22 protein-coding genes, 1 tRNA gene and 1 pseudogene are annotated in these 23,469 nt (G+C 66.2%); 17 read left to right on the top strand and 7 right to left on the bottom strand.

Features of this window, described 5'->3' with window-relative positions; all coding sequences use genetic code 11:
- Window positions 1-11: 11 nt before the first annotated feature.
- The 3 genes from PXH83_RS09760 to PXH83_RS09770 all read right to left on the bottom strand — a co-directional run bounded on the left by PXH83_RS09760 (window position 12) and on the right by PXH83_RS09770 (window position 2,651).
- A complete protein-coding gene (locus tag PXH83_RS09760; RefSeq protein ID WP_274558936.1) occupies window positions 12-1,073 on the bottom strand; it encodes an LLM class flavin-dependent oxidoreductase in 1,062 nt (353 codons plus the stop codon).
- Window positions 1,074-1,173: 100 nt separating this feature from the next.
- Entirely contained in the window at window positions 1,174-1,896 is a 723-nt protein-coding gene (locus PXH83_RS09765; RefSeq protein WP_274558938.1) for a maleate cis-trans isomerase family protein, read from the bottom strand.
- A complete protein-coding gene (locus tag PXH83_RS09770; RefSeq protein ID WP_274558940.1) occupies window positions 1,893-2,651 on the bottom strand; it encodes a maleate cis-trans isomerase family protein in 759 nt (252 codons plus the stop codon). Before PXH83_RS09770 ends, PXH83_RS09765 begins: the two co-directional genes overlap by 4 nt.
- Window positions 2,652-3,657: 1,006 nt before the next feature.
- Between PXH83_RS09770 and PXH83_RS09775 the strand changes: the two are divergent.
- Together PXH83_RS09775 and PXH83_RS09780 are read left to right on the top strand one after the other, a co-directional pair.
- Window positions 3,658-3,978 (top strand): annotated as a pseudogene (locus PXH83_RS09775) (NAD(P)-dependent oxidoreductase); the annotation flags it as partial.
- Window positions 3,971-5,374: an amidase gene (locus PXH83_RS09780; RefSeq protein WP_274558942.1), complete on the top strand. Its 1,404-nt coding sequence runs from the start codon at window positions 3,971-3,973 to the stop codon at window positions 5,372-5,374. The pseudogene PXH83_RS09775 and the gene PXH83_RS09780, both read left to right, overlap by 8 nt.
- Here the strand turns inward: PXH83_RS09780 and PXH83_RS09785 are convergent.
- Window positions 5,349-5,861: a DUF3830 family protein gene (locus PXH83_RS09785; protein WP_214928430.1), complete on the bottom strand. Its 513-nt coding sequence runs from the start codon at window positions 5,859-5,861 to the stop codon at window positions 5,349-5,351. The genes PXH83_RS09780 and PXH83_RS09785 overlap by 26 nt on opposite strands.
- A 144-nt stretch (window positions 5,862-6,005) precedes the next feature.
- Between PXH83_RS09785 and ehuB the strand changes: the two genes are divergently transcribed.
- From ehuB to PXH83_RS09815, 6 genes are all read left to right on the top strand, one after another.
- The gene (gene ehuB, locus PXH83_RS09790) at window positions 6,006-6,860 is read left to right on the top strand and encodes an ectoine/hydroxyectoine ABC transporter substrate-binding protein EhuB (RefSeq protein ID WP_274558946.1); all 855 of its coding nucleotides are present in this window, start codon (window positions 6,006-6,008) and stop codon (window positions 6,858-6,860) included.
- The gene (gene ehuC, locus PXH83_RS09795) at window positions 6,857-7,525 is read left to right on the top strand and encodes an ectoine/hydroxyectoine ABC transporter permease subunit EhuC (protein WP_274558949.1); all 669 of its coding nucleotides are present in this window, start codon (window positions 6,857-6,859) and stop codon (window positions 7,523-7,525) included. Before ehuB ends, ehuC begins: the two co-directional genes overlap by 4 nt.
- A complete protein-coding gene (gene ehuD / locus PXH83_RS09800) occupies window positions 7,522-8,172 on the top strand; it encodes an ectoine/hydroxyectoine ABC transporter permease subunit EhuD (protein ID WP_274558951.1) in 651 nt (216 codons plus the stop codon). Before ehuC ends, ehuD begins: the two co-directional genes overlap by 4 nt.
- Complete coding sequence (ehuA, locus tag PXH83_RS09805; RefSeq protein WP_274558953.1) at window positions 8,162-8,956, top strand: ectoine/hydroxyectoine ABC transporter ATP-binding protein EhuA; 795 nt, start codon at window positions 8,162-8,164, stop codon at window positions 8,954-8,956. Before ehuD ends, ehuA begins: the two co-directional genes overlap by 11 nt.
- A gap of 164 nt (window positions 8,957-9,120) precedes the next feature.
- Window positions 9,121-9,879, top strand: a complete 759-nt coding sequence (locus PXH83_RS09810) for an IclR family transcriptional regulator (protein WP_274558955.1) — start codon at window positions 9,121-9,123, stop codon at window positions 9,877-9,879.
- Window positions 9,880-9,940: 61 nt separating this feature from the next.
- Window positions 9,941-10,014, top strand: a tRNA-Lys gene (locus tag PXH83_RS09815).
- Window positions 10,015-10,323: 309 nt separating this feature from the next.
- Here the strand turns inward: PXH83_RS09815 and PXH83_RS09820 are convergent.
- On the bottom strand, window positions 10,324-10,599 hold the full coding sequence (locus PXH83_RS09820) for a hypothetical protein (protein WP_274558957.1): 276 nt from the start codon (window positions 10,597-10,599) through the stop codon (window positions 10,324-10,326).
- A gap of 408 nt (window positions 10,600-11,007) precedes the next feature.
- Here PXH83_RS09820 and PXH83_RS09825 point away from each other — a divergent pair, with 408 nt between their 5' ends.
- Window positions 11,008-11,574, top strand: coding sequence for a hypothetical protein (locus tag PXH83_RS09825; protein ID WP_274558960.1), 567 nt, complete (start codon window positions 11,008-11,010; stop codon window positions 11,572-11,574).
- Window positions 11,575-11,842: 268 nt separating this feature from the next.
- Complete coding sequence (locus PXH83_RS09830) at window positions 11,843-12,571, top strand: hypothetical protein (protein ID WP_274558962.1); 729 nt, start codon at window positions 11,843-11,845, stop codon at window positions 12,569-12,571.
- 275 nt (window positions 12,572-12,846) lie between these two features.
- Here PXH83_RS09830 and PXH83_RS09835 read toward each other — a convergent pair whose 3' ends face one another.
- On the bottom strand, window positions 12,847-14,238 hold the full coding sequence (locus PXH83_RS09835; protein WP_274558964.1) for an NsdA family TPR-like regulatory protein: 1,392 nt from the start codon (window positions 14,236-14,238) through the stop codon (window positions 12,847-12,849).
- A gap of 189 nt (window positions 14,239-14,427) precedes the next feature.
- Here PXH83_RS09835 and PXH83_RS09840 point away from each other — a divergent pair, with 189 nt between their 5' ends.
- From PXH83_RS09840 to PXH83_RS09865, 6 genes are all read left to right on the top strand, one after another.
- Window positions 14,428-15,507 (top strand): asparagine synthetase B family protein, encoded by a 1,080-nt coding sequence (locus PXH83_RS09840; protein WP_274558966.1) that lies wholly within the window; start codon window positions 14,428-14,430, stop codon window positions 15,505-15,507.
- Between the two features lie 191 nt (window positions 15,508-15,698).
- Complete coding sequence (locus PXH83_RS09845) at window positions 15,699-16,931, top strand: IS110 family RNA-guided transposase (RefSeq protein ID WP_274558968.1); 1,233 nt, start codon at window positions 15,699-15,701, stop codon at window positions 16,929-16,931.
- A 53-nt stretch (window positions 16,932-16,984) separates the two neighbouring features.
- Window positions 16,985-17,782, top strand: a complete 798-nt coding sequence (locus PXH83_RS09850) for an asparagine synthase-related protein (protein WP_274558971.1) — start codon at window positions 16,985-16,987, stop codon at window positions 17,780-17,782.
- A 25-nt stretch (window positions 17,783-17,807) separates the two neighbouring features.
- Window positions 17,808-18,245, top strand: coding sequence for an NUDIX domain-containing protein (locus tag PXH83_RS09855; RefSeq protein WP_274558973.1), 438 nt, complete (start codon window positions 17,808-17,810; stop codon window positions 18,243-18,245).
- A gap of 53 nt (window positions 18,246-18,298) precedes the next feature.
- Window positions 18,299-19,618, top strand: a complete 1,320-nt coding sequence (locus PXH83_RS09860) for a UDP-glucose dehydrogenase family protein (RefSeq protein WP_274558975.1) — start codon at window positions 18,299-18,301, stop codon at window positions 19,616-19,618.
- 648 nt (window positions 19,619-20,266) lie between these two features.
- The gene (locus PXH83_RS09865) at window positions 20,267-21,484 is read left to right on the top strand and encodes an IS110 family RNA-guided transposase (protein WP_274562744.1); all 1,218 of its coding nucleotides are present in this window, start codon (window positions 20,267-20,269) and stop codon (window positions 21,482-21,484) included.
- A gap of 65 nt (window positions 21,485-21,549) precedes the next feature.
- Here PXH83_RS09865 and PXH83_RS09870 read toward each other — a convergent pair whose 3' ends face one another.
- Window positions 21,550-22,077 (bottom strand): ferredoxin, encoded by a 528-nt coding sequence (locus tag PXH83_RS09870; protein ID WP_274558978.1) that lies wholly within the window; start codon window positions 22,075-22,077, stop codon window positions 21,550-21,552.
- A gap of 918 nt (window positions 22,078-22,995) precedes the next feature.
- Here PXH83_RS09870 and PXH83_RS09875 point away from each other — a divergent pair.
- Window positions 22,996-23,424 (top strand): hypothetical protein, encoded by a 429-nt coding sequence (locus PXH83_RS09875; RefSeq protein ID WP_274558980.1) that lies wholly within the window; start codon window positions 22,996-22,998, stop codon window positions 23,422-23,424.
- Window positions 23,425-23,469: the final 45 nt, after the last annotated feature.

The raw sequence follows: 23,469 nt of genomic DNA on the forward strand, positions 1-23,469 counted from the left end.
CGTACGACGCATCAGGCGCGGGGCAGGCCGTACGCGTTTGCGATGAGCTCGTACGAGCGCAGACGTACGTCGCCGCCGTGCGCGTTGGCCGTGATCATCAGCTCGTCGGCGCCGGTGCGCTTGGCCAGGTCGTCGAGGCCGGTACGGACCGTGTCCGGGGTGCCGTGGATGACGTTGCCGAGCCAGCCGTCCACGAACTCCCGCTCCAACGGGCTGAATGCGTACGCCTCGGCCTCCTCCGGCGTCGGGATCAGACCGGGCCGGCCGCTGCGCAGCCGGACCATCGACAGGGCGCCGGTCAGCACCTGGCGGCGGGCCTCCTTCTCGTCGTCCGTCGCGAGCGCCGATACGCCGATCAGGGCGTACGGGGCGTCGAGGACGGCGGAGGGGCGGAAGGACTCACGGTAGAGGTCCAGCGCCGGGATGGTGTTCTGCGCCGAGAAGTGGTGGGCGAAGGCGAAGGGCAGGCCGAGCGTTCCGGCGAGGCGGGCGCTGAAGCCGGAGGAGCCGAGCAGCCAGATCGGGGGGCGGGCGGAGGGGCCCTGCACCGGGCCCGGGACGGCGTGGATGCGGGCGTAGGGGTGGCCGTCGGGGAAGTCGTCGTCGAGGAAGCGGGTCAGCTCCGCGAGCTGCTGCGGGAAGTCGTCGGCGCCCTCATGGAGGCGTTCGGTGCGGCGGAGTGCGGCCGCGGTGGCGCCGTCCGTGCCGGGGGCGCGGCCCAGGCCCAGGTCGATGCGGCCGGGGGCGAAGGCCTCCAGCGTGCCGAACTGTTCGGCGATGACCAGCGGTGCGTGGTTGGGCAGCATGACGCCGCCCGAACCGAGGCGGATGCGGTCGGTGCGGGCGGCGATGTGGGCGAGGATCACGGCCGGGGATGAGCTGGCGACCCCGGGCATGGAGTGGTGCTCGGCCACCCAGTAGCGGTGGAAGCTGCGGCTCTCGGCCTGGCGGGCGATGTCGACGCTGGTGCGCAGCGCGTGGGTGGCGGTGCGGCCGCGGCCTACCGTCGCCAGGTCGAGTACGGACAGGGGTACCGGCGCGGCTGCGCTCGCCGTGCCTCGGATCGCGTCCACGGGGATTCCTTCTGCTGGGTGCGGGGCGTACACGACCACCCAACAGGAGGGTGGCTCCGGTTATTCCCCCTGGGGCGGCATGCAGGCCACGACCGCGGCCCTAGTCCCGCCGGGCGAAAAGCGCGCCGAGCCTCCTGGCCCGCACCCGCCGCCCCGCCAGCCGCAGCCCCTCCCACACCGTCACCTGGTTCGCCGTGAGGACCGGCTTGCCCAGCGCCGCCTCAAGGTCCTCGACGTAGGCCGCCGTGTGCAGCGCGGTGTCCGGCAGCAGTACCGCCGCCGCGTCCGGATGGTCGCCCGCGCGGGCCAGCTCCAGCACCTCGTCCCGGCCCCACGTGCCGACCTCCGCGGCGGTGATGATGCCGCTGGCGCGCGCCGAGACGACCTCGATGCCGGCCGCCTTGAGGAAGTCGCTGAAGTACGCCGCCACGTCGTCGGGGTACGTCGCCGCGACCGCGACCCGGGTGGCACCCAGGTCCCGTACCGCATGGGCGAAGGCGAAGGACGTGCTGGAGGCCGGCAGCCCGGCGGCCCTCGCCAGAGCGCGCACCTGGTCGTGCGCGCCGTCCCAGCCGAAGACGAAGCTGCCGCTCGTGCACGCCCACACCACCGCCTCCGCACCGGACAGCCGCAGCTCCTCGACCCCGGCCGCGAGGCGCGCGGGCGAGCCCATCTCCAGGAGGGCGTCCACGCGGTGCGCGTCCTCGCCGATGTCGGTGTGAACGACGGACAGCCGTACATCGTCGTCGTCCAGGAGCATCTCGATCCGCGGATAGTCGTCCTCCGCGGAGTGTCCGGGGTAGAGAAAACCGACTGCTGTCATGCCCATCCTTCCTGGCCTTCGGCCTGCGCCTGGGGCGGTTCACCCATCTGGGGCTGCTGCCCCGGCTGCGGCGCTTCATCCAGAAGCAGCTGCTGGTACGGGCCGACGGCGTGCTCGCCGATCCGCCGCAGCGCGGACCACATCGTGACCTGGTTCGCGGAGAGCACGGGCATCCTCAGCTCGGCCTCCAGCTGCGGGATCACGTCGTACGTCGGCAGGTTGGTGCAGCTGATGAACAGGCAGTCGGCCGCTCCCACGACCGCTTGTCTCGCCATGTCGACCACGTCACGGTAGGGAACCTTCCAGATGTGCCGGGTCAGACCGAGGAAGGCGCGGCCCGTGATCGCGATCCCGGCCTCCGCCAGATAGTCCTCCAGGGCGCGCGTCACCGATTCGGTGTACGGGGTGACCAGCGCGATCCGCCGCGCACCGATCTCCGCGAGGGCGTCCAGCAGCGCGCCCGATGTGGTGACCGAGGGCAGTTCCCCGGCCTGGGTCATGGCCGCGCACATGGCGCGCTCGCCGGCGAGTCCGTCGACGAAGCTGCCGGATGCGCAGGCGTACGCGACGACTTCGGGCGCCACCGCCGTCAGGGCCCGTACCGCATCGCGCAGCGTCTCGTGCTCGCTGACCAGGCGGGCAAGGTCCAGGCTGACCTCGACGGGGACGAAGGGGGTGCGGGTCAGATGCAGCGAGACCTCGTCGGGGACCCAGCGCCACAGTTCGCGGTCGAGCGCGAAGTCGAAGGGGGCCACAACGCTCCCTCTATATTGCTTTCACCCTCCCTTTCATTCTCACACCAAATCTTTACTTTCCTACACAATCCTCTTACTCAACTTTATCTTAATAACAAACCCCATCTCCTATACCCCCCTCCCTTAACACCCACAAATCCTCTCAACAAAACAACCTAACACACCCCCAACCACCCAATACAACCCCCAAACCACCACCACAAAACACAACCCCCCCATCACAACTACCCCCCACCCCCCCCCCCCCACAAACCCACAATTCACAACTTATATATCAAAATATTATTATTTCTTATTCTTAAAATAATTTGTGGTTGTACTCTCCTCTCCCCTCAATTAACTCCAATTTATCCTGTGTTACTCTTGTGTGTACCTCCACCCCCCCCCATCCCACCCCCCACTCCAATTTCCCTCTATATAGTATATTTCTCATTTATAGATTCGCTATTTTAACTTCAACTCTCGTCCCTAATTTGTAGTTACTCACTCACCCACTCACTGTCTGTCCACCTGTCAATGTGTGTTATCGACCTCTGTATCTACCACTTTATACCAACCTGTGTGTCAAACATATAGAGATAACAATATATGATAGAACACAAACAAGATAAAATATCATCAATTTTAACAATAAATTATTAATATCATAATCCATAAGAATCATTTATAATCTCAATATTGTATTTTGTTTAAGCAGTAATTAACTAACCTACTACAAACATAAACACACAATCATAACACACTATATATTACTATTTCCACCCCCTCTCCCCCCCTCCCTACTCCTCAGACATACCTTCCCCCTCCCCTCTCTCCCCCTGCCCCCCCCCCCGCTCCAGCTGTTTATTTATATTGTTTAAACCTGGGAAATATTGAGAATTCTATTTTTTTAGTTGGCCGCTTTTTGTACCCCCCCCCCCGTTGCGCGCGGCGTTTTTCGTCGTTAGATATGAGTCTAGAACGCGGCGGGATGATGTCTTAGCGTGCTGGGCGCGCGTCGTTGTCAGGATTCATGCCGCCGTCCGCCCGCTTCATCAATGTGGGGCGCGGCCAGCTGGTCGCGGAGGACGATCTCGTCGCGGCGCTTCAGAAGCGGTGGATCGCGGGCGCGGCGCTCGATGTGTTCACCGAGGAGCCGCTGCCGCCCGAGAGCCCGCTGTGGGACGTTCCCGGCCTGATCGTGTCCCCGCACATGAGCGGGGACACGGTCGGCTGGCGCGACGAGCTGGGCGCGCAATTCGTCGAGTTGTACGAACTGTGGGCATCGGGCAGCCCATTGCCGAACGTGGTGGACAAGAAACGTGGGTACGTCCCCATGCATGACTGAGCTGAGCAAACTGACCGCCCGTCAACTCCTGGCCGGCTACGAGAAGGGTGAGTTCTCCCCCGTCGACGCGACCCGCGCGGCCCTGGACCGGATCGAGGCCGTGGAGCCGCTGGTCAACGCCTTCGTACGGGTCGACGCCGACGAGGCCTTGGCGCAGGCGGAGGCATCCGCCGAGCGGTGGCGCAGGAAGGAGCCGACAGGACTGGTCGACGGCGTGCCCGTGTCGGTGAAGGACGTCTTCCTGATGCGCGGCGGACCGACCCTGCGGGGCTCGAAGACCGCACAGCGGCAAGGGAGCTGGGACGTGGACGCGCCGGTGGTCGCGCGGCTGCGCGAGAATGGCGCGGTCTTCCTCGGCAAGACGACGACGCCCGAGTTCGGCTGGAAGGGCGTCACCGACTCGCCGCTGAGCGGTGTGACGCGCAATCCGTACGACCTCTCGCGCACGTCCGGCGGCTCCAGCGGCGGCAGCGCGGCGGCCGTGGCGCTCGGCGCGGGCCCGCTGTCGGTGGGCACGGACGGCGGGGGCTCGGTCCGTATCCCGGCGTCCTTCTGCGGGATCTTCGCACTGAAGCCGACGTACGGGCGGGTGCCGCTCTTCCCGTCCAGCCCCTTCGGCACACTCGCGCACGCGGGCCCGATGACCCGGGACGCGGCGGACGCGGCGCTGCTGCTCGACGCCATGAGCGGCCAGGACTGGCGCGACTGGTCGCAGCTCGCGCCCGCCGAGAGCGCGTGCGCGGCCCTGGAGGGCGGGGTGAAGGGCCTGCGCGTGGCGTACTCGCCGTCGCTCGGCGGGCAGGTGGCGGTACGGCCCGACGTGGCGGCCGCAGTGCGCGCGGCGGTCGGAAAGCTGGCCGAGTCGGGGGCGTACGTCGAGGAGGTGGACCCCGCCTTCGCCAATCCGGTGGAGGCCTTCCACACGCTGTGGTTCAGCGGGGCCGCGCGCCTGGTGCAGCACTTCGGCAAGGAGCAGCTGGACCTGCTGGATCCGGGCCTGCGCGAGATTTCCGCCAGGGGCGCCCGGTACAGCGCCCTGGATTACCTGGCGGCCGTCGACGTACGCACGGATCTTGGCCGGCGCATGGGCCGCTTCCACACGACGTACGACGTGCTGGTCACGCCGACCTTGCCGATCACCGCCTTCGAGGCGGGCGTCGAGGTGCCGGAGGGGTCGGGCCACCGTCGCTGGACGGGGTGGACCCCGTTCACGTACCCCTTCAACATGACGCAGCAGCCCGCCGCGACCGTGCCGTGCGGGACGGACGCCGACGGGCTGCCCATCGGCGTACAGCTGGTGGCCGCGCGCCACCGGGACGACCTGGTGCTGCGCGCGGCGCACGCGCTCTACGGGACGGGGATCACCGCGATCAGCCCGGCGCCTGTCCCCGCCTGAAGGTGAGGGTCTCGCCGACCGCCCCGGACCGCCAGAGGTCCTGGCAGGCCTCGGCCATCCGGTCGAGGCCGTCGACGACGGTGCCCCAGACGATGCCGGGGACCCAGCCCGTATCGCCGTTGAGCAGCAGATTGTTGCGTTCGTAGAAGAGGGCGAGGTCGACGACCCCTTGGCCGCCCTGGAGGGCGGCCTTGGGGCCGTAGCCGTGGGACGACGTGCCGAGCTGGGTGTCGGAGAAGGCGAAATAGCAGAGGTCGCCGGGGATGGGAGTGACGGTCGGGTTCTCCAGCGGCGGCTCCTGCGCGGCGAATGGAGGAACCAAGGCATAGATCTCATTACGGGCGTACTTCGCGTGATAGACGTCCCCGCCCAGCGGAAGCGCCTCCCACACGGCCGCGCAGGTCAGCGGCGCCCGGTCGTCGAGCAGTTTCGCGGTGCAGCGCACACCGCGCTTGTCGAGCGATACGTCCACGAATCGGTCGGTCATTCCCCCATCGTCCCCAACCGGTCAAGGGCGTATCCCCCGTATCAGGGGCTGGAATTCATCGGCATACCTCGCGTGGACCCGGGTAGCCGCGCGCCCATGGCTTCACCACCTGGGAACGACTCAAGGAAGACAACCAGACACTCGATGCGCCGCCGGTCCCTCCTGCTCGGCACGGCGGCGCTGGGCGCTGCGGGGGCGCTCGGCGCGGCAGGCTGCAGCAAGGTCCCGTCGGGCAATACGCTCGCCCGGCTGAAGTCGCAGGGCACTGTGCGGCTCGGCATCGCGGGCGAGGTCCCGTACGGATACATCGACGAACAGGGCGAGTTCACCGGCGAGGCCGTGGAACTGGCCAAGGTGATATTCAAGCGCCTCGGCGTCCCCAACGTACTGCCCGCGCCGACCGACTTCGGCTCGCTGATCCCGGGCCTCAACTCGCAGCAGTTCGATGTGGTTTCGGCCGGGATGTACATCAACAAGGAGCGCTGCGCGGAGGTCATATTCGCCGACCCCGAGTACCAGATGCTCGATTCGTTCATCGTGCGCAAGGGCAACCCGAAGAACCTCCGGTCGTACCAGGACGTGGTCGAGGCCAAGGCGAAGATCGCCACCGGCGCCGGATACGCCGAGATCGACTACGCGATCGCGGCAGGCGTCCCGCGCAAGGAGATCGCCATCTTCCAGGACCCGGTCGCGGGCCTGAACGCCGTGGAGTCCGGCCGCGTCGATGTATTCGCGGGCACCGCACTCACCGGGCGCGGCGTCGTGAAGAAGAGCACCAGGGCCGAGGCGACGAAGCCGTTCGCACCGCTCGTGGACGGCGAGAAGAAGGTCGACGGCGGAGGCTTCGCCTTCCGCCGCGGCGACGAGGAACTGCGCGACGCCTTCAATGTGGAGATCCACAAGATGAAGAAGAGCGGTGAGCTCTTCCGGATCCTCCGGCCGTTCGGCTTCACCGAGGCGGAAATGACCACGATGACCGCAGAGGAGCTGTGCAAATGACAGCCGGACTGTGGACACACTGGATACTCCCCGGGATCTGGATCACCATCCAGCTCACCGTGTACAGCGCCGCGCTCGCCACCGTCGTGGCCTTCGGCATCGGCATGGCCCGCACGCACCGCTCTCGCTTCGTCCGCTTCCTGGCGGGCTTCTACACCGAGGTCTTCCGGGGCACGTCGGCGCTGGTGCTGATGTTCTGGCTGTTCTTCGTGATGCCGGGCCTCTTCGGCTGGGCGCTGGTCCCGATGTGGGCGGCCGTCCTGGCGCTCGGCCTCTCGTACGGGGCGTACGGCGCCGAGGTCGTGCGCGGTGCGCTGAACTCCGTGAGCCCGGCCCAGCGCGAGGCAGGCGTCGCGCTCAGCTTCACGCCCTGGCAGCGGATGCGGCTGATCCTGCTGCCGCAGGCGGTGCCGGAGATGATCCCGCCGTTCAACAACCTGCTCATCGAGCTGCTCAAGGGCACCGCGCTGGTGTCGCTGCTCGGCGTCGCGGACACGTCGTTCGCCGCCTACCTCGTACGGCTGGCCACTCAGGAGAGCGCCGAGATCTACACGGTGACCCTGGGCATCTACTTCGTGCTCGCGTTCGTCCTCACCCGGGGCATGCGGGCGCTTGAGCGCAAGACCAAGGCCGGCATCGGGATCACCGCCGGAGGGGTGCGATGAACAACTGGGACTGGTCCGCCGTCGCGGACTTCATGCCGGCGTTCTGGGACGGCGTGCTCGTCACGCTCCAGGTCCTCGTGCTCGGCTCACTGCTCTCGTTCACGCTCGGCCTGGTCTGGGCGGTCGGCTACCGCGGCCCCCGCTGGGTCCGCTGGCCGGTGAACATCGTCACCGAGTTCATCCGGAACACGCCGCTGCTCGTGCAGCTGTTCTTTTTCTTCTTCGTCCTGCCGGAGTGGGGTGTGCAGTTCTCGGAGCTGACCACCGGCACGATCGCGATCGGGCTGCACTACTCGACGTACACCGCACAGGTCTACCGGGCCGGCATCGACGCCGTACCGGCCGGGCAGTGGGAGGCGGCAACCGCGCTCAGTCTGCCCGTCGGCCGCACCTGGTTCGCGGTGATCCTGCCGCAGGCGATCCGCAGGATCGTGCCCGCGCTGGGCAATTACGTGATCTCCATGCTGAAGGACACTCCGCTGCTCGCCGCGATCGGCGTGCTGGAGATGCTCCAGCAGTACAAGCTGGCCAGCGCGGAGACCTTCCAGTACACCGAGCCGCTGACCGTCGTCGGCGTCGCCTTCATCCTCATCGCCTACCCGGCATCTCTTCTCCTGCGAGTCCTGGAGCGTCGTCTTGTCCGCTGAGCCCAAAGACACCCATGCCGCCAATGCCGCCAATGCCGCCAAAGATACGAACGAGCTGATCCGCTTCGACAACGTCACCAAGCGGTTCGGCCAGAACACCGTCCTGGACAACCTCTGCTTCTCGGTGCAGCCGGGCAAGCACGTGACCCTGATCGGGCCGTCCGGCTCCGGCAAGACGACGATCCTGCGGCTGCTCATGACCCTGGTGAAGCCCGACGAGGGCACGATCAGGGTCAACGGCGGGCAGCTCTTCCCCGCGGACGAGAAGGAAGTCCGCGAGGTCCGCAGGAACATCGGCATGGTGTTCCAGCAGTTCAACCTCTTCCCCAATATGAACGTGCTGCGCAATGTCACCGAAGCCCCGGTCCGGGTCCTCGGCATGTCCAAGGACGAGGCCGCCGAGCGCGCCAAGGGCCTGCTCGACCTGGTCGGACTAGGCGACAAGCAGGACGCGAAGCCGACCCAGCTCTCGGGCGGCCAGCAGCAGCGCGTCGCGATCGCGCGGGCGCTGGCGATGCGCCCGCAGGTGCTGTTGCTCGACGAGGTGACGTCGGCGCTCGACCCCGAGCTGGTGGCAGGCGTACTGGACGTACTGCGCGACATCGCCCGTACGACCGACATCACCATGCTCTGCGTCACGCACGAGATGAACTTCGCCCGGGACATTTCGGACGACGTCCTGATGTTCGACGCGGGCCGGGTAATCGAGTCGGGCTCGCCGGAAAAGATCTTCAACGATCCCGAACACGACCGTACGCGCGAGTTCCTGGGAGCGGTGCTCTGACCCCTCCTGCCGCCCGACCGTGACCCCGGCATATGCCATGGTGGCGCGTCCCAGCGTACGGGCCCGGGGCGCGTCACCAATCTCGTCAACACAGGCCCACCTGCGGTGTCTTGGCGGCTATCGTGGAACGGATGCATACGGTCACAACCTGCTAGGGGGAAACCGTGCCGCTGAAGCCGGAGCCGACCGCACCGTTCCATTCGGTGCAGTACGCCCTCCGCGTGCTGGAGACGGTCTCCAAGCACGGGAGTGGTGTGACCGATGTCCAGATCGCCCGCGAGACCGGTCTCCCGACCGCCCACCTCGCCTCCCTGCTACTGATGCTCCGCCGCGAGGGTTACGTCGAGCAGGTCATGGACGGCGCGTACATCGTCGGCGACTCGCTCGTACTCCTCGGGTCCGGAACGACGCGCAGCGCTGCCCTCCAGGCCAAGCTCCAGCAGACCCTCGACCAGCTCCGCGACTCGGTGGGCGCGGCGATCTACATGAGCCGCTACATCGACGGCGAGATCAAGGTCGTGCAGGTCGCCGAGGGGCCGCACACTCCCAAGGTCCACGAGTGGGTCGACTTCAGATCCGCCGCTCACGCGAGCGCGATCGGCAAGTGCCTGCTGACCCAGCTCGACCAGGACGGCCGCCGCGACCACGTGTCCCGCCACAAGCCGGCCCGCCTCACCTCCAAGACGATCACCAGCGAGCGCGTCCTGTTCTCCACACTGGACAGCCAGCCGCCCACGGTGCCGGTGCTCGACCTCCAGGAGTACGCCCTGGGCACGGTCTGCGCAGCCGTACCGCTCACGGCCGGCTCGGCCGTGGGCTGCCTGGCCCTGTCCCTCCCGATCGAACACGCCCACCGCCTGCGCGCGGCGGCGGACCGGCTCAACCGCGGGGCGGCCCCGATGGCGCTGTCGCTGGCACTGTGACGCGGATGACTCGGGGCCGGTCCGGGGCACCCCTGCGGACCAGGTACTATTTACGAGTCAAGCGCCGCTAGCTCAGTTGGTTAGAGCAGCTGACTCTTAATCAGCGGGTCCGGGGTTCGAGTCCCTGGCGGCGCACAGCGAGGCAATCGCCTGACGTGGGCGCCCTTCCTTCGGGAGGGGCGCCCATTGGCGTTTCCGGGCCCCAGGTCTTGCATACATATGCACTACATGTCATAGTTTTGCCATGACTAGCCCTCCACCCGAGGACGATCTGATGACCAACGGAGCCCACCCCAACGCTCCTGCACCCCGTGCAGACCTCTCCCGAGCCCGTGACTGTGGCAAGTGCCTCGGCTGGGGAAGCGTAGTAAACGATGGCCGCTACGAACTCTGCCCGGCCTGCCAGACTCCGAGTACCTGACGGACGAAGCGGGATTCCACTTCCTACGAGCGGCAGACGACGATGCCGCCCAAGCAGGTGATGCGGAACACTCCTGTTGCCTGCATAACGCGCTCGGCCAACTGCTCCGCCCGCTGAATCGTCTCGACGAACGGCACACCCAGCTCCTCGGCCCAGGCTTCGTACGAGGCCGGGTGAGCCACGATGGGGGCGGGGTCGGTCACCTCAATTACGCCCGGCAGCTCCAGCACCTGAATAGAGGACACCAGCACCGCCGGGCCGCAGGTGTTGCAGTGGTCCGTCGATGCGCAATTGATCATGAAGGGAAGGTCAGCTCACCAGTGGAGTGAACCTTCGATGCGTCAATGCGAATGTCAGCGGAAATCTGCAGGTTCAGCCCATCGACGGGACATCGAACCCTTGCGGCGGTGAGGTATTCAAGACGGCACTGTACCGACACGTCTCGACCCACCTGAACCCAGCGAGGGCTAGTCCCTGAGTCTTTCTCTGCCCCTTTGCGGTCGGACTTCGCTCTACAGAGGAAGGCGTACGGTGACATCTGGTGACACAGCGTGTCGGAGGATCTGTGCATTCGTCCCTGTCGGAGTATTGCTCGACGCCAGCACTCTGGCGATTCTACGCAAGCTACGTCGCTTACAGTGTGCCCTTTTGCGCCCGGGGCGCTTCCCCGTTTTAGACTCGAATGCCGCGCAAAGCAGGAGTCCGCAATGAACAGATCCCTGGGATGGACCAATCAGCGTGAAGAGCGCCTCGACCTCGCTCTACAGGGCTTCCGTGACGCACTAGCCCGATGTTACCGACGAATGCAGGACTATCTGAACAAGACCAGCAATCTCGGTGCAGAGTTTAGGTATGCCATCATTCCGGTTGTCGAGGCGCTGTGGTGGGCCGTCAGCGCCGATGAAGAGTTGATGGACTATCACGGAAGAGACAAGAGGTCCAAGTACTTCCAGGAGCGCCAGCGTTTCAACAACGCGGACGGGGTGCTTCTTGGTGTGATCTATGCCAGAAATCGATGCGGCCACCAACGAGCACTTATCGCCAATGATATGTCCTTCCGATTTGGCGTGCCGGATCGAGGTTTTAACCAGGGGCGGTTCGGACCCGCCATTGTCTGGCGAGAGTTCAACGAACTCCCACAACCCAACAGAGGAGCGTCATCTGCGGGTGCGCAGCAGTATCAGGATCATCTTCAGGACGCTCTGGTGATGGATACCCTGGAACAGGTTGCCGCCTGGTTCAACAGAGCCCAGCAGTCCTGGGTCGCGAATTGAGTATCCGGAACCTTTAGAACAGCAGTCGTGCGCATCGGCGATGTTCGCTTCGTCAGAGCGTTGGCGTCGCCTCAACGGGCACGGTCCACACCCGTCGTGCGAACGACGTTGACCGTGGCATCAGTGGATGCCACCCTCATGCGCAGTGGCGATCGAGGGGCCCTAATCGTCCCTAGAGGGTATTGCTCGACGCCAGCACTCCGGGGCGGCTCTATGCCAGTTGGAAACTCTTGTGCAGATGAGGCAGGGAATGCGAGACGATCCACGCATGTCCATTGAGATTGAAGAGTTCAACAAGCTGGCCGTTCCTGGCCTGGAGTCTCTGACCGAGCTGCTAACAAGTGGAGTTGCGGACAACGCCCCCGCCCTCGATGACCGTCGTCCGTTCCTCGTCGGCTGGGGGCTGGTGGCTGCCTTGCACCGGCAGGCGGCCGCCGTGGTCATCCTGCACGGCAAGGGGCTTGGTCATGAGGCTGCGCCCAATCGGCGCCTGATGGTCGAGTACGTCGCCCATCTCCAGTGGCTCGTCCGGGACGGCGATGACGCCGTGGACTCCATGAACAAGGCGTTCCAGTACAAGCACGGTGGCCTTCGCAAGGCGGCGGACGCGGCCGGATACCAGTACGACATGGAGGCCGCCAACGCCGTTCGGGACGCTGCCATCCCGGGGAACCCGGCTAATGAGTTCAACCTCATGAGCAAGCTCCTTGATCGACTCGGCGGCGGGCTGCTCCAGTCCTGGCTCGCTGAGACGCAGCTATCGCACGCCACTCTTACGGCAGCCGGGTGCTTCTACCTGGAGTCGGACGATGCCATTGAGCTGTTCCCCACCCCGACGTACGGCATCGAGGGGGACCCAATGGAGGCGTCGCCCTACATCGCCTTCTTCTTCCTGTACTTCGGCATGGTCGCGTTCAACGACTTGGTGGCCGGCTCGCCGTGGACGGATGACCTCAGGGCCATCGGTGCCGCGGCTGGTCTGGCTGGAGCGATCTGAGTCGCTGAAACCTGGAGCCCCGGCGGTCTTGCTAGCCATCCGAGTGCTCTCTCGTGCGCGACCGTCCCGGGGTCGCTGACCGGAACAGTCACGTCACTCTCCGCGCATCGAGAGGATTCAGCAGAATCGAGTATTCCTCACCGCCAGCACACCCGGTGTGATCCTCTGAGTAGGCAGCCCGCCAACGGCTACAGCCGATCACCGGAGTGTTGTCGGCCCGTCGGGTCCTCCCGTGCGTCGTCGCTGATCACAGCGAGCAACGGTGCTCGAACGGCTCAGACGGCAACGCCGAGTTCCTTGCGGGTGCGGTGCAGGAACTCCCGCACGGTTGGTTCGCGGCGCCAGGGGGCGAGGGCCGTGTTGAACTCGCGTACGTAGTCCAAGGCCCGGCTGGACTGGACGCGGGTGAGAATGTCGATCGACCGGTTACCGAGTTCGAGGCCATGGTCGAGATCTCGGGCCTGGAGGTGGGCGGTTCCGACGATCGCCAGGCGCATGCCGACGGAGCGGGTGAATACGCCCGGCGGCATGGCGGCGGCCTGCCGGTTCCAGCCGAGTGCAGCTTTTGGGTTCTTCAGGTCCCGGAAGATCTCTGCCGCATCGGCGGAGAGACGCGCGTGGTGGTAGAAGTCGATCCACGTGGGCTCGTCACCGCCGTCATGTCCGGCCTGGCCGAGGAGGTTCTCGGAGGCAGCCAGCGCCCGTGAGGCGGCCCGCGGGTCGTTCGCACGCGCATGAGCGCGGGCTTCAATGAGCTTGGTGAACGCCAGCACGCGCGGCGCCGAGTCATGCTTGGCGCGCTCGAAGGCACCCTGGGCCATGTCGATTGCCTCGCTGGCGAAGCCTCTCAGCAAGGACTGCATGGCCATCGTGGTGAGGACGTAGCATCCGAGCTGCACATCGCCGCCCGCGCGGGCAAGACGGAGAGCCTGGATGAAGTGGCGTTGCGCGGCGTCGTGCTGGCCGACGTCGAATGCGGTCCAACCGGCGAGCCGGGACAGCTCGGCGGTCACGGAGAACAGCTCGCGGCCGATCTCATCTGTGAACGAGCCCTGCAGCAACGGGGCGGCCCGCTGCTCAAGGCAGTCGGCAACGGAGTTGGCCTTCCAGTTCCCGCCGCCATATTTGGAGTCCCACCGCCGTGCGTCATCGGCGGCCTCTCGCAGTTCATCCAGGTCGGTGCGGCCGACCTGCCGGCCACCGTGATGGCCGGCCGTCTCGTCGGCGGGGGTGACCAGCCAGCGGGTCACCGGGGCGGTGAACGCGGACACGGCGAAGCCGGATCCGGTGAGGAAGTCGCGGCGGTTCACGGAGCTCCAGAACGAAGTGGCGACGCGGACGGCGTCGGCGGGATCTCGCGGGAAATCCAACCCCACATTCGTGTCCGGTGTCTCCGCCTCGCCCATACCGATTTCCGCGAGATTGATGGGCCGGCCCATCCGTTCCCCGATCGCCTGTGCCAGCAGCCGGGGAACAGGCCCCTTCGGTGTCATGCCGCGACGGCACCAGTTCGCGACCGAGGTGTGCGAATAGGTGGTCTCCAAGCCGGAGGCGTGCGCCAGCTGGTTCACGCGCAGGGCCAGGGACTTGTGGCTTGCGCCGGAGGCTTCAATGAGCCGGGCCAGGTCCGTATTGGGCGGACGGGTCCGGCGGACGGTCGACGCCACGGCGTCCCCCTTGACCAAGTACTGAGGCGTTACGCATACGAGTTCACACCGGCTCCCATTCGAGAAGTCGTACGTGCCGCCTGCGTGTTGGGCCACCGAGGGTATTGCCTCCGGTACCTGCGGTGAACCGCGCATGCGAGTTGTGAGCCCCCTTGCGAGCCCTCCCCGGGTTCCACGCAGACCGCTGTGATGAGAGCCCAGGCAGCCGCCGGAACAGGGGTGAACTCCTTCCGGCGGCTGCCGCCGCCGCAGCGCCACCACTCACACTCGGGGGTGAACCAGATGTGCGGAATCGCAGGATTAGCCGGATCAGACGCCAGCTGGCACGAGGACACCGTCATGGCCATGGGCCTGTCGCAGCACTACCGGGGGCCGGACGGCACAGTGCACGCTGCCGCTCCGGACGGGCGGGCGGTGCTGGCCATGAACACGCTGTTGATCGTCGACCCGCTCGCCCACCCCGGCCCCTATCTCGATCGCGAAACCGGACTGCTACTTGCCTTCAACGGCGAGATCTACAACTTCCGTAAGCAGGCAGCCGCCTGGGGCATTCCGCTCGGCGAGCGGGAGACCGATGCCCACCTGGTCCTGCGTGCATGGGAGAAGATCGGGCCGTCCTGCCTGGACGGACTGGACGGCATGTTTGCTCTCGCCGTCTACGATCCACGGCTCGGAAGGCTGTTCCTGGCTCGCGACCGACTGGGCGAGAAGCCGCTCTACTGGCGTCTGGACGGTGGCCGGCTCGCGTTCGCCTCCGAGGTCACCACGCTGACCGGCTATGGACCGGCCCCATTGGTCCTGCGGCCGGAGATGCTGGCGGTCGAGACCCCGCTCGGCGTCGATACCCCCTTCCAAGGGGTCCAACTGCTCGCACCCGCCGCCCTCCTGACCTTCGATGTCGCCACCGGTTCGATCGACCAGAAGACCTGGTGGCGCCTGGAGGACCGCGAACCGTTCAAGGGCAACTACGCCAAAGCCCTGGCCCGCTTCTCCGTCGTGCTCGCCGAGCAGATCCCACTGCGGGCTCCGGCCTCTGACTTCGCGCTGCTGCTGTCAGGCGGCCTGGACTCTGCGGTGCTGGCCTACCTGATGCGCCCGCCCCTCTGTGTGACCGTCCGCTATCCCGGCCAGGGCCGGCTCGACGAGTCAGAGATCGCCGCACAGATCGCACAGGACATCGGCGCCGAACTGGTCGTTGTCGAGCCGAGCACCGCCGAGTTCGCAACCGTGCTGCCGCACATGATGTCCATACCTTTCTTCGTGGGTTGATCCGGGTCATTCGTGAGATCGGGACACCAGGGGTGTCGGGTGTGGCTGTCATGGTGTAGCCGTCGTCGTGGCTCAGGAGGACTGGCCGCCCGGCACCTCGCGACGACTCGGCCGCTGATTGGGAAGCGCGAACTGAATCGCTCGTATGGACACGTCGGCGAGGTCGTCTGCTGGGACTGTGCACGCGCACCATGACGAAGGAGGACCAGGTGCCCGAACTGTGGGCGGGGACAGACGCGGGCAAGGCCGAACACCACTGCACGGTGATCGACGCGGACGGCAGGAAGCTGCTCTCGCGCCGTGTCCCGAACAGCGAGACGGAGCTGTTGCAACTCCTCGGGGACGTCCTGGACCTGGCCCAGGGCGATCCGGTCACCTGGGCAGTCGACCTGACCGCGGGCGGGGCGACGCTGTGGATCGCACTGCTGATCAGCCACGAGCAGCAGCTGCTCTACATCCCCGGCCGCACCGTGCACCACGCCTCCAGCTCCTACCGGGGCGAGGGGAAGACTGACGCGAAGGACGCCTACGTCATCGCCGACCAGGCCCGCATGCGTCGCGACCTGCAACCGCTCCAGGCGACCGGCGAGATCGCGGTCGACCTGCGCATCCTGACCGGCCGCCGCATCGACCGGTCGGCCGACCGCACCCGCGCCATCAACCGGCTCCGCGCCCAGCTGCTGGAGTACTTCCCCGCCCTGGAGCGCGCGTTCGACTACAGCACCTCCAAGGCCGGGCTCATCCTGCTGACTGGCTACCAGACACCGGCCGCGCTGCGCCGGATGGGCCGGGCACGGCTGGCGACCTGGCTGAAGAACCACGGCGTCCGCACGGTGACCACCGCCAAGAACACAGCAGACGCCGCGATCACTGCCGCCGAGGCCCAGTTCACTGCCGTTCCCGGGGAGAAGACGGCCGCCAGGATGGTCCACACCCTGGCCAGGGAGGTGATGGCCCTTGACGAGGAGATCGATCAGCTCAATGCCCTCATCGAGGCGAGGTTTCGCGAGCATCCCGACGCCGAAGTGATCACCAGCATGCCAGGGATCGGCGACATGCTCGGCGCCGAGTTCATCGCCGCGACCGGTGGCGACATGGCCGCCTTCGGCAGCCCTGACCGCCTCGCCGGCGTCGCCGGACTCGCTCCGGTCCCCCGCGACTCCGGCAGGATCAGCGGCAACCTGCAACGACCACGCCGCTACTCCCGAAGACTGCTGCGGATGTTCTACCTCTCCGCCCAATCCGCCTCGGTGCACTGCCCCGAGTCCAGGGCGTTCTACTCGCGCAAGCGAGCCGAAGGAAAGTCCCACAAACAGGCTGTCCTCGCCCTGGCCAGGCGACGTCTCAACGTGCTCTGGGCCCTCATACGCGACCAGCGGACCTTCCAAGTGGCCACGCCACGCACCGCCGCCATCGCGGCGTGACATGTCCACTAGAAGTCACCACTTCCGGTTGACAACGTCATTGGGAGTCCTCCTTGGACTATCCGATGGGCAATGCGTCCACGTTCTCCGAGTACATGGCGTACCGGAAGGTCTCGGACCTGGGGCTCAGGGTCGTGGTCGGCGGGCTGGGGCCGGACGAGTTCCTGATGGGCTACGTCCGGCATGCGCTCGTCCTCTTCGGTCCCGACGCGGTCCTAAAGGCGGGTCTGGAGGCGTACCGGCCGCTGGCTGCGAAGCTCCTGCATACCGCAGGGCAGGACATCGATCCTGCCGAGGCCGTCACTCGGCTCGTTCTGCGCGGCCCCGACCCCGAGGGCCGGATCCATGCTCTGGTCACCGAAGCAATGAACCGGGCCGGCGGCGACCTGGCCCGTGGACTGTCCCTTTCCGATCTGGCCACAGCCTGGCGGCCGCTGGTGATGACCAGCGACAAGCTCGCCTCTGCCTACGCCTTGGAACGCCGCTCGCCGTACCTCGCACGGGAGTTGGTGGAGCTGTCCTACCGGCTCCCGGTCAAGCACAAGATCACCGACCCGGCCGAGGGGAAGCGGATCCTGCGGGACGCCGCGAAGGCCCTGGGCCTGCCGAGGGAAGTCTGGGGCAGCCGCGACAAGGTCGGCTTCGCCAGTCCCGTCCCGGCCTGGCTGAACGGACCGCTCGCCTCGTGGGCCGACGCCCAGATCCGTACCGCACTAGCCGAGGCCCCGCCTGCCCTGCGCCCCTTGTTGGAGGGCGGACTCAAACCCGGCGGCCGATACGACCGCACGCGGATGCAAGCCCTGCTGGCAGCGGCCTGGTTTTCGAACCAACCGGTGAGGACTGCCGCATGATCCTCAGCCTCACTACGGTGACGGAATGCACTCCAACACCACCCCCGCCCCGGAGCAGGCCACCGCCCGCGGAGCGGTAGCGATCGTCACCAACAGGCACGGTGACCTGCTGATGCACCTGCGCGACGACATCGCCGGCATCGCTTGGCCCGCCCACTGGAGCCTGCTGGGCGGCGGCACAGACGACGGCGAGACGTCCCTCGAAGCCATCGTCCGCGAACTCGACGAAGAGGCCGGCCTCGCAGTCGACCACCTGACGGAGCTCTTCGAGATCTGCGACGAACACGGCTCGGGCCAGCTGATCACCTTCTTCGCCGCCTCCTGGGACGGCGACGAGACCGCGCTGCCTTTGGCTGAGGGCGTCAAGCTCCAATTCTTCGCCCCCGAGCACCTCCACATCCTCACGATCCCGCCGTTTATCCGGGACGGGATCCACCGCCATCTGACGACCCGGCCCGCCTGAACGGCTCCGTCCTCCATGGGGCCGCCGGCGGCCACCTGGAAGGACCGGAACAAATGAAGCTCACCGTCATCGGCTGCGGCTACCTCGGTGCCACACACGCCGCCTGCATGGCCGAACTCGGCCACGAAGTCCTCGGCATGGAACCCGACATGGACAAGGTCGCCTCGCTCAACTCCGGCAAGGCCCCGTTCTTCGAGCGCGACCTGGACGAGCTGCTCACCAAGCACACCCAGAGCGGGCGACTGAGGTTCACCGCCTCCTATGCGGAGACTGCCGCCTTCGCCAGCCTGCACTTCCTCGGCGTCGGCACTCCCCAGAGCCAAGGCGAAGATGCATACGACCTCAGCCAGCTGTTCAGCGCCGCCCGCCAGATCGCTCCCCGCATCCATGCACCTGCGGTCATCGTCGGCAAGTCCACCGTCCCCGTCGGCACCGCACCCCGCATCCTGGAGATCATCCGCGAGTTCGCTCCCGCAGGTGACAACGTCGAGGTCGCCTGGAATCCCGAATTCCTGCGGGAATCCTTCGCCGTCGAAGACACCCTCCGCCCCGACCGGCTCGTGCTCGGCTTCCGGGAGGAGCGCTCCTGGGCCGAGGCCATGGTCCGCGAGTGCTACGCCCAGATCATCGAGGCCGGCACCCCCACCATCGTCACCAGCCTGGCCACCGCCGAACTCGTGAAGGCCGCCGCCAACGCCTTCCTCGCCACGAAGATCTCTTTCATCAACGCCATGGCCGAGGTCTGCGAACTCGCCGACGCCGACGTCCACCAGCTCGCCGACGCCCTGGGCCACGACGCCCGCATCGGCCGCCGCGGCATGCGCCCGGGCATCGGCTTCGGCGGCGGCTGCCTCCCCAAGGACCTACGCGGCTTCATGGCTCGCGCCAAAGAACTCAGCGCAGACCAGACCGTAGCTCTGCTCCGCGACGTCGACGTGATCAACGGCGCCCGCCGCGAGCGTGTGGTCGACCTCGCACGCGAACGGTGCGACGGCAACCCCATGGGTAAGCGCATCACGATCTGGGGCGCCTCCTTCAAGCCCAACACCGACGACGTCCGCGACTCACCGGCCCTCGCCGTCGCCCAACAGCTCCACGAACTCGGCGCCGAAGTCACCATCACCGACCCCAAAGCCCTCGACAACGCTCGCAAGACCCACCCAGAACTCGACTACGCCGACGACCCAATCGCCGCCACCGAGGACGCTGACCTGCTCCTCCACCTCACCGAGTGGCCCCAGTACAGCCACATCGACCCGCACCACCTCACCACCCGGGTTGCCCAGACGAACGTCATCGACGGACGAGGCACCCTCAACCCCGACTGCTGGCGCAAAGCCGGCTGGACTTACCGCGCCCTCGGCCGCCCTTGACCCCGTACGAGTCTGGAACCACCTGGGCGGAAGCCGCCAGGCTCTTGATCAGCGCGTCCGGGGTTCGAGTCCCTGGCGGCGCACAGGCGAAAGAAGCCCCTCGCGGAAGCGAGGGGCTGCTCCATTTGTTCGGCCTACGGTCAGCAGCAGCCGTCGCGACGCATCTGGTCCGCGGTCGCCGACCAGCCTTTGGGTGCGACGGAGGTTCCTGCGTACGTACGCTCCAGGTCCGCGCGGTCGTGGACCCGGCCTGCGATCAGTACCCGGTCCGTGTTCGCCAGGTCGTCGAAGTCCGTGAACGGGTCGCCGACGAATGATCGTCAAGTCCGCCAGCCGGGCCTCTACAGATGAAAAGAGGCCAAGCGTTGCCCCGATCGCGTCCCCCGACGGCTGCCCCACAGTTTCCCTAATAGGACCTACCGAGGCTCCATCCGGCAGACTCGGTGCCTGGTAGCCGCCATCAGGTGAGCACTCTTTGTTCCCTGGACTCCGAGTCCTGTTGACAGATCGTGCCCCTGCTGGTCGGCCAGGAGCGAAATCGCTGATGGGATGTCGTGCCCGCCGGTTGTGGCGAGAGCACAGCCTTATTAGGTCGCTGATGGTTCTCCTGCGGGCTACTGCCGATCGAGGTCGATGACGGAGGACGAGTTGCTGTTCGTCGGGGACGACTGGGCCCAGGACCACCACGACGTCGAGTTGATGAACGCCGCAGGCCGTCGGTTGTCCAAAGCACGACTGCCGGAGGGCGTCGCAGGAATCGAACGACTGCACTCGATGATCGGTGCCGAGCTGGGTGAAGATAGCAAGGCCGAGGTCGTGATCGGAATCGAGACCGATCGTGGCCCGTGGGTGCAGGCGCTGATCGCCGCCGGCTACACGGTGTACGCGGTCAATCCACTGCAGGCATCCCGAAACCGGGAACGCCTGGCAGTGTCGGGGGCCAAGAGCGACGGGGCCGACGCGCACATGCTCGCTGACATGGTGCGTACCGACTCCCACCAGCTCCGCCCGATCTCCGGGGACACTGCCGACGCCGAAGCAATCAAGGTCGTGACACGCGCACATAAGACCCTGATCTGGGAACGCACCCGCACCACGCAGCGGCTGCGGCATGCCCTGCTCGACTACTTCCCCGCCGCCTTGGCGGCGTTCGACGACCTCGACGCCCCCGACACCCTGGAACTACTGGCCAAGGCAGCCGATCCGGGGGCCGCTGCGAAGCTGACGACCACACAGATCAGTGCGGCCCTCAAGCGCGCCCGCCGACGCGGCATCCCCGACAAGGTCACCAAGATCCAAGCCGTCCTGCGCGCCAAGCACCTGGGCCAGCCCACCGCTGTGACGGCGGCCTACGCCGTTTCTGTGCGCGCGCTCATCGCGATGCTGGTCACCTTGAACGAGCAGGTCAAGTTCCTGCACGCACAGGTCGAGGACTTCCTCGGCCGGCACCCGAACGCCGAGACCATCCGGCCCCAGCCCGGACTGGGAGCGATACTCAGCGCCCGGGTACTCGCAGAATTCGGCGACGACCCTCACCGTTACGCCAGCGCCAAGGCCCGCAAGAACTACGCCGGCACCAGCCCGATCACCCGCGCCTCCGGCAAGAAGAAGGTCGTGACCGCCCGGCACGTTCGCAACGACCAGCTCATCGACGCCCTGATCGCCCAAGCCTTCTCCGCACTGCGGGTCTCCCCAGGCGCCAGGGCCTACTACGAGCGCCAACGCGCCCGCGGCATCGAGTTCAACGCCGCCCTGCGCCAACTCGCCAACCGGCTCGTGGGCATCCTGCACGTCTGCCTCAAAACCGGCACACCGTACGACGAGGCGACCGCCTGGTCCCACCGAGCCCACGCACTCGCCGCTTGACGCTCCAGTTGGTCGGCGGAGCCTCATCTTGGGGTGATGACCGTGTTTCCGCTGCGTGCTCCTGGCTACAGCTCGGGCAACCGGTCAACGGGTGTGGGGGACTGCCGCTCTTCCAGCCAGTAGAGGTAGATCCGCAGGTCCGTTGCCACGCCACCGGCGATGTAGAGCTCGAAGTCGCGGACGGCAGCGGCTATGCCCTGGCCTGCCCAGGCATCGCTCTCATCCCACTTGCTCCGCTGATCGGACAGGTACTGCACGACCTGCCCGCGATTACGCCACCACTCCCGGACCATTTCCGGTGTCCATCGCGAGTCGCCATCACAGCCATACCCGAGGAACGGGTCGTTGTCCGCCGCCTCGACCAGCAGGGCCGTGTCCGCAGGCGTTCTGGGCTGGCGATAGACGTACTCGCTGAGGTACTCGCCTCCGTAGAGGACGTGGGCGGGTGCCGAAAGCCGCCCCGTCCAGCAGGTGTCGGTCTCCCCTCCGTAGAAGGGCCCGGGGACGTTGAGCCACAGTCGGTCTTCCCAACGGCCCCGAAAGGCATCGCGGTCGTTGCCGAGGATGGCCACGGGGTCGAAGTAGAGCGTCATCTGCCGAGATTAGGGCATCTGTTCGAGATGATCGGCCGGCTTCCGGTGGATCAGGGGACTGCCATGTCCACCCGGCTCACGTACTCGCCGTTGACACGCGAGCTCATGGGATGTCTGTCAAGTCTGGGCGTGTTGCAGCGATTCTTGCTCCGCCCCGCGAGTCCCGCCGCGCGCCCGAGCGGCCACTCACGAACTGTAACCACCGAGCCCCTGACTCAACGCAAGCCTCATGGGCCTAAGACAAGAACATCGCCAGACACTCCCGTCCAGGCAGCACGAGCCAACGAGGGCGACGCCCTGAAGGCCGGCGAGGTTCCTCGTCGGCTTGAAGTCTTAGGTATGACCGCTGCGTTGCTATGTATGCCCTTGCGCTTGATGGCAACTCGAGCCTTGCCCAGGGTCCTTGCGTGAAAGGATCGCTCCCGTCCTGTCACGGAAGCGTATTGACGCACCATCATGCGCTGACTCAGGCGGGTTCGTTACCCCGGATACGAGTGCGGGCACGGTGCCGGTGATCACGTGAGTGTCGAAGTCGCATGAGTACCGAGCGAGACCGTGCCCGCATCTGCATCTTCACCGCCAGAATGGCCGCAAGAACATCGCCGCAGCAACCCGCCACGCATCCCGCGATTACCGCCGACCCCTGACAATCCTTGGCATCACCGGATGAAATCGGACAAGATCATTTCGGGCAAAAGCCCTGATCAGGCGACGGCTTCAAGCACCCACTCATGCCCGAAATCGGAATATTGCTAGAACCAAGACGTTAGCGCCGAAAAGGGCCGAACGGGATGTAATTGGATGGCGACCCATGAGCCTTCCCATCGCCGGATGATCACTGCTACAGTCGCTCGACTTTTCGATTTTCAGCCCGGGGGGCAGCCTCGGCAATCGGAAAGACAAGGGAGGGGTTTTCCGTTGGCAGGAAGTCGTTTGCGTAGAGCCGGTGTCGTCGCCGGGGCTGCTGCGGTATTCACGTTCGCCGCCACCTCCGGCGCTTGGGCGAACTGGACCGCCAGCAATTGGGCAGGGGAGGAGGGAAAGCTTTCCCAGCAGTGGATCGACGAGTCGTACAACGAAATCAACTTCACCGGCTGCGGAGAGGTGTACGGCAGGACCAGCGTCGATGTGGCGCTTTGGCAGCAGATAGACTACGGGTACGACAAGAAGCACGACACCTCTAGGTTCACCAACTGCTTCAACGGCTCGAGCTACAAGAGCACTGCCACCCAGTCGGGGCTGCCTTACGACAGCTACTACTTCGAAATCGCTCAGATCGGTTCGGGGTGCATTTCTTGCGCCGTCTACGTTAAGACGGTCAACGTAGACACCACCCTGGCCGACTGATCCTGCCGGGCCTCCGCGCAGGGCGCGCGGAGGCCCGGCTTTGCT

Source organism: Streptomyces spiramyceticus (assembly GCF_028807635.1).
Classification (GTDB): domain Bacteria; phylum Actinomycetota; class Actinomycetes; order Streptomycetales; family Streptomycetaceae; genus Streptomyces; species Streptomyces spiramyceticus.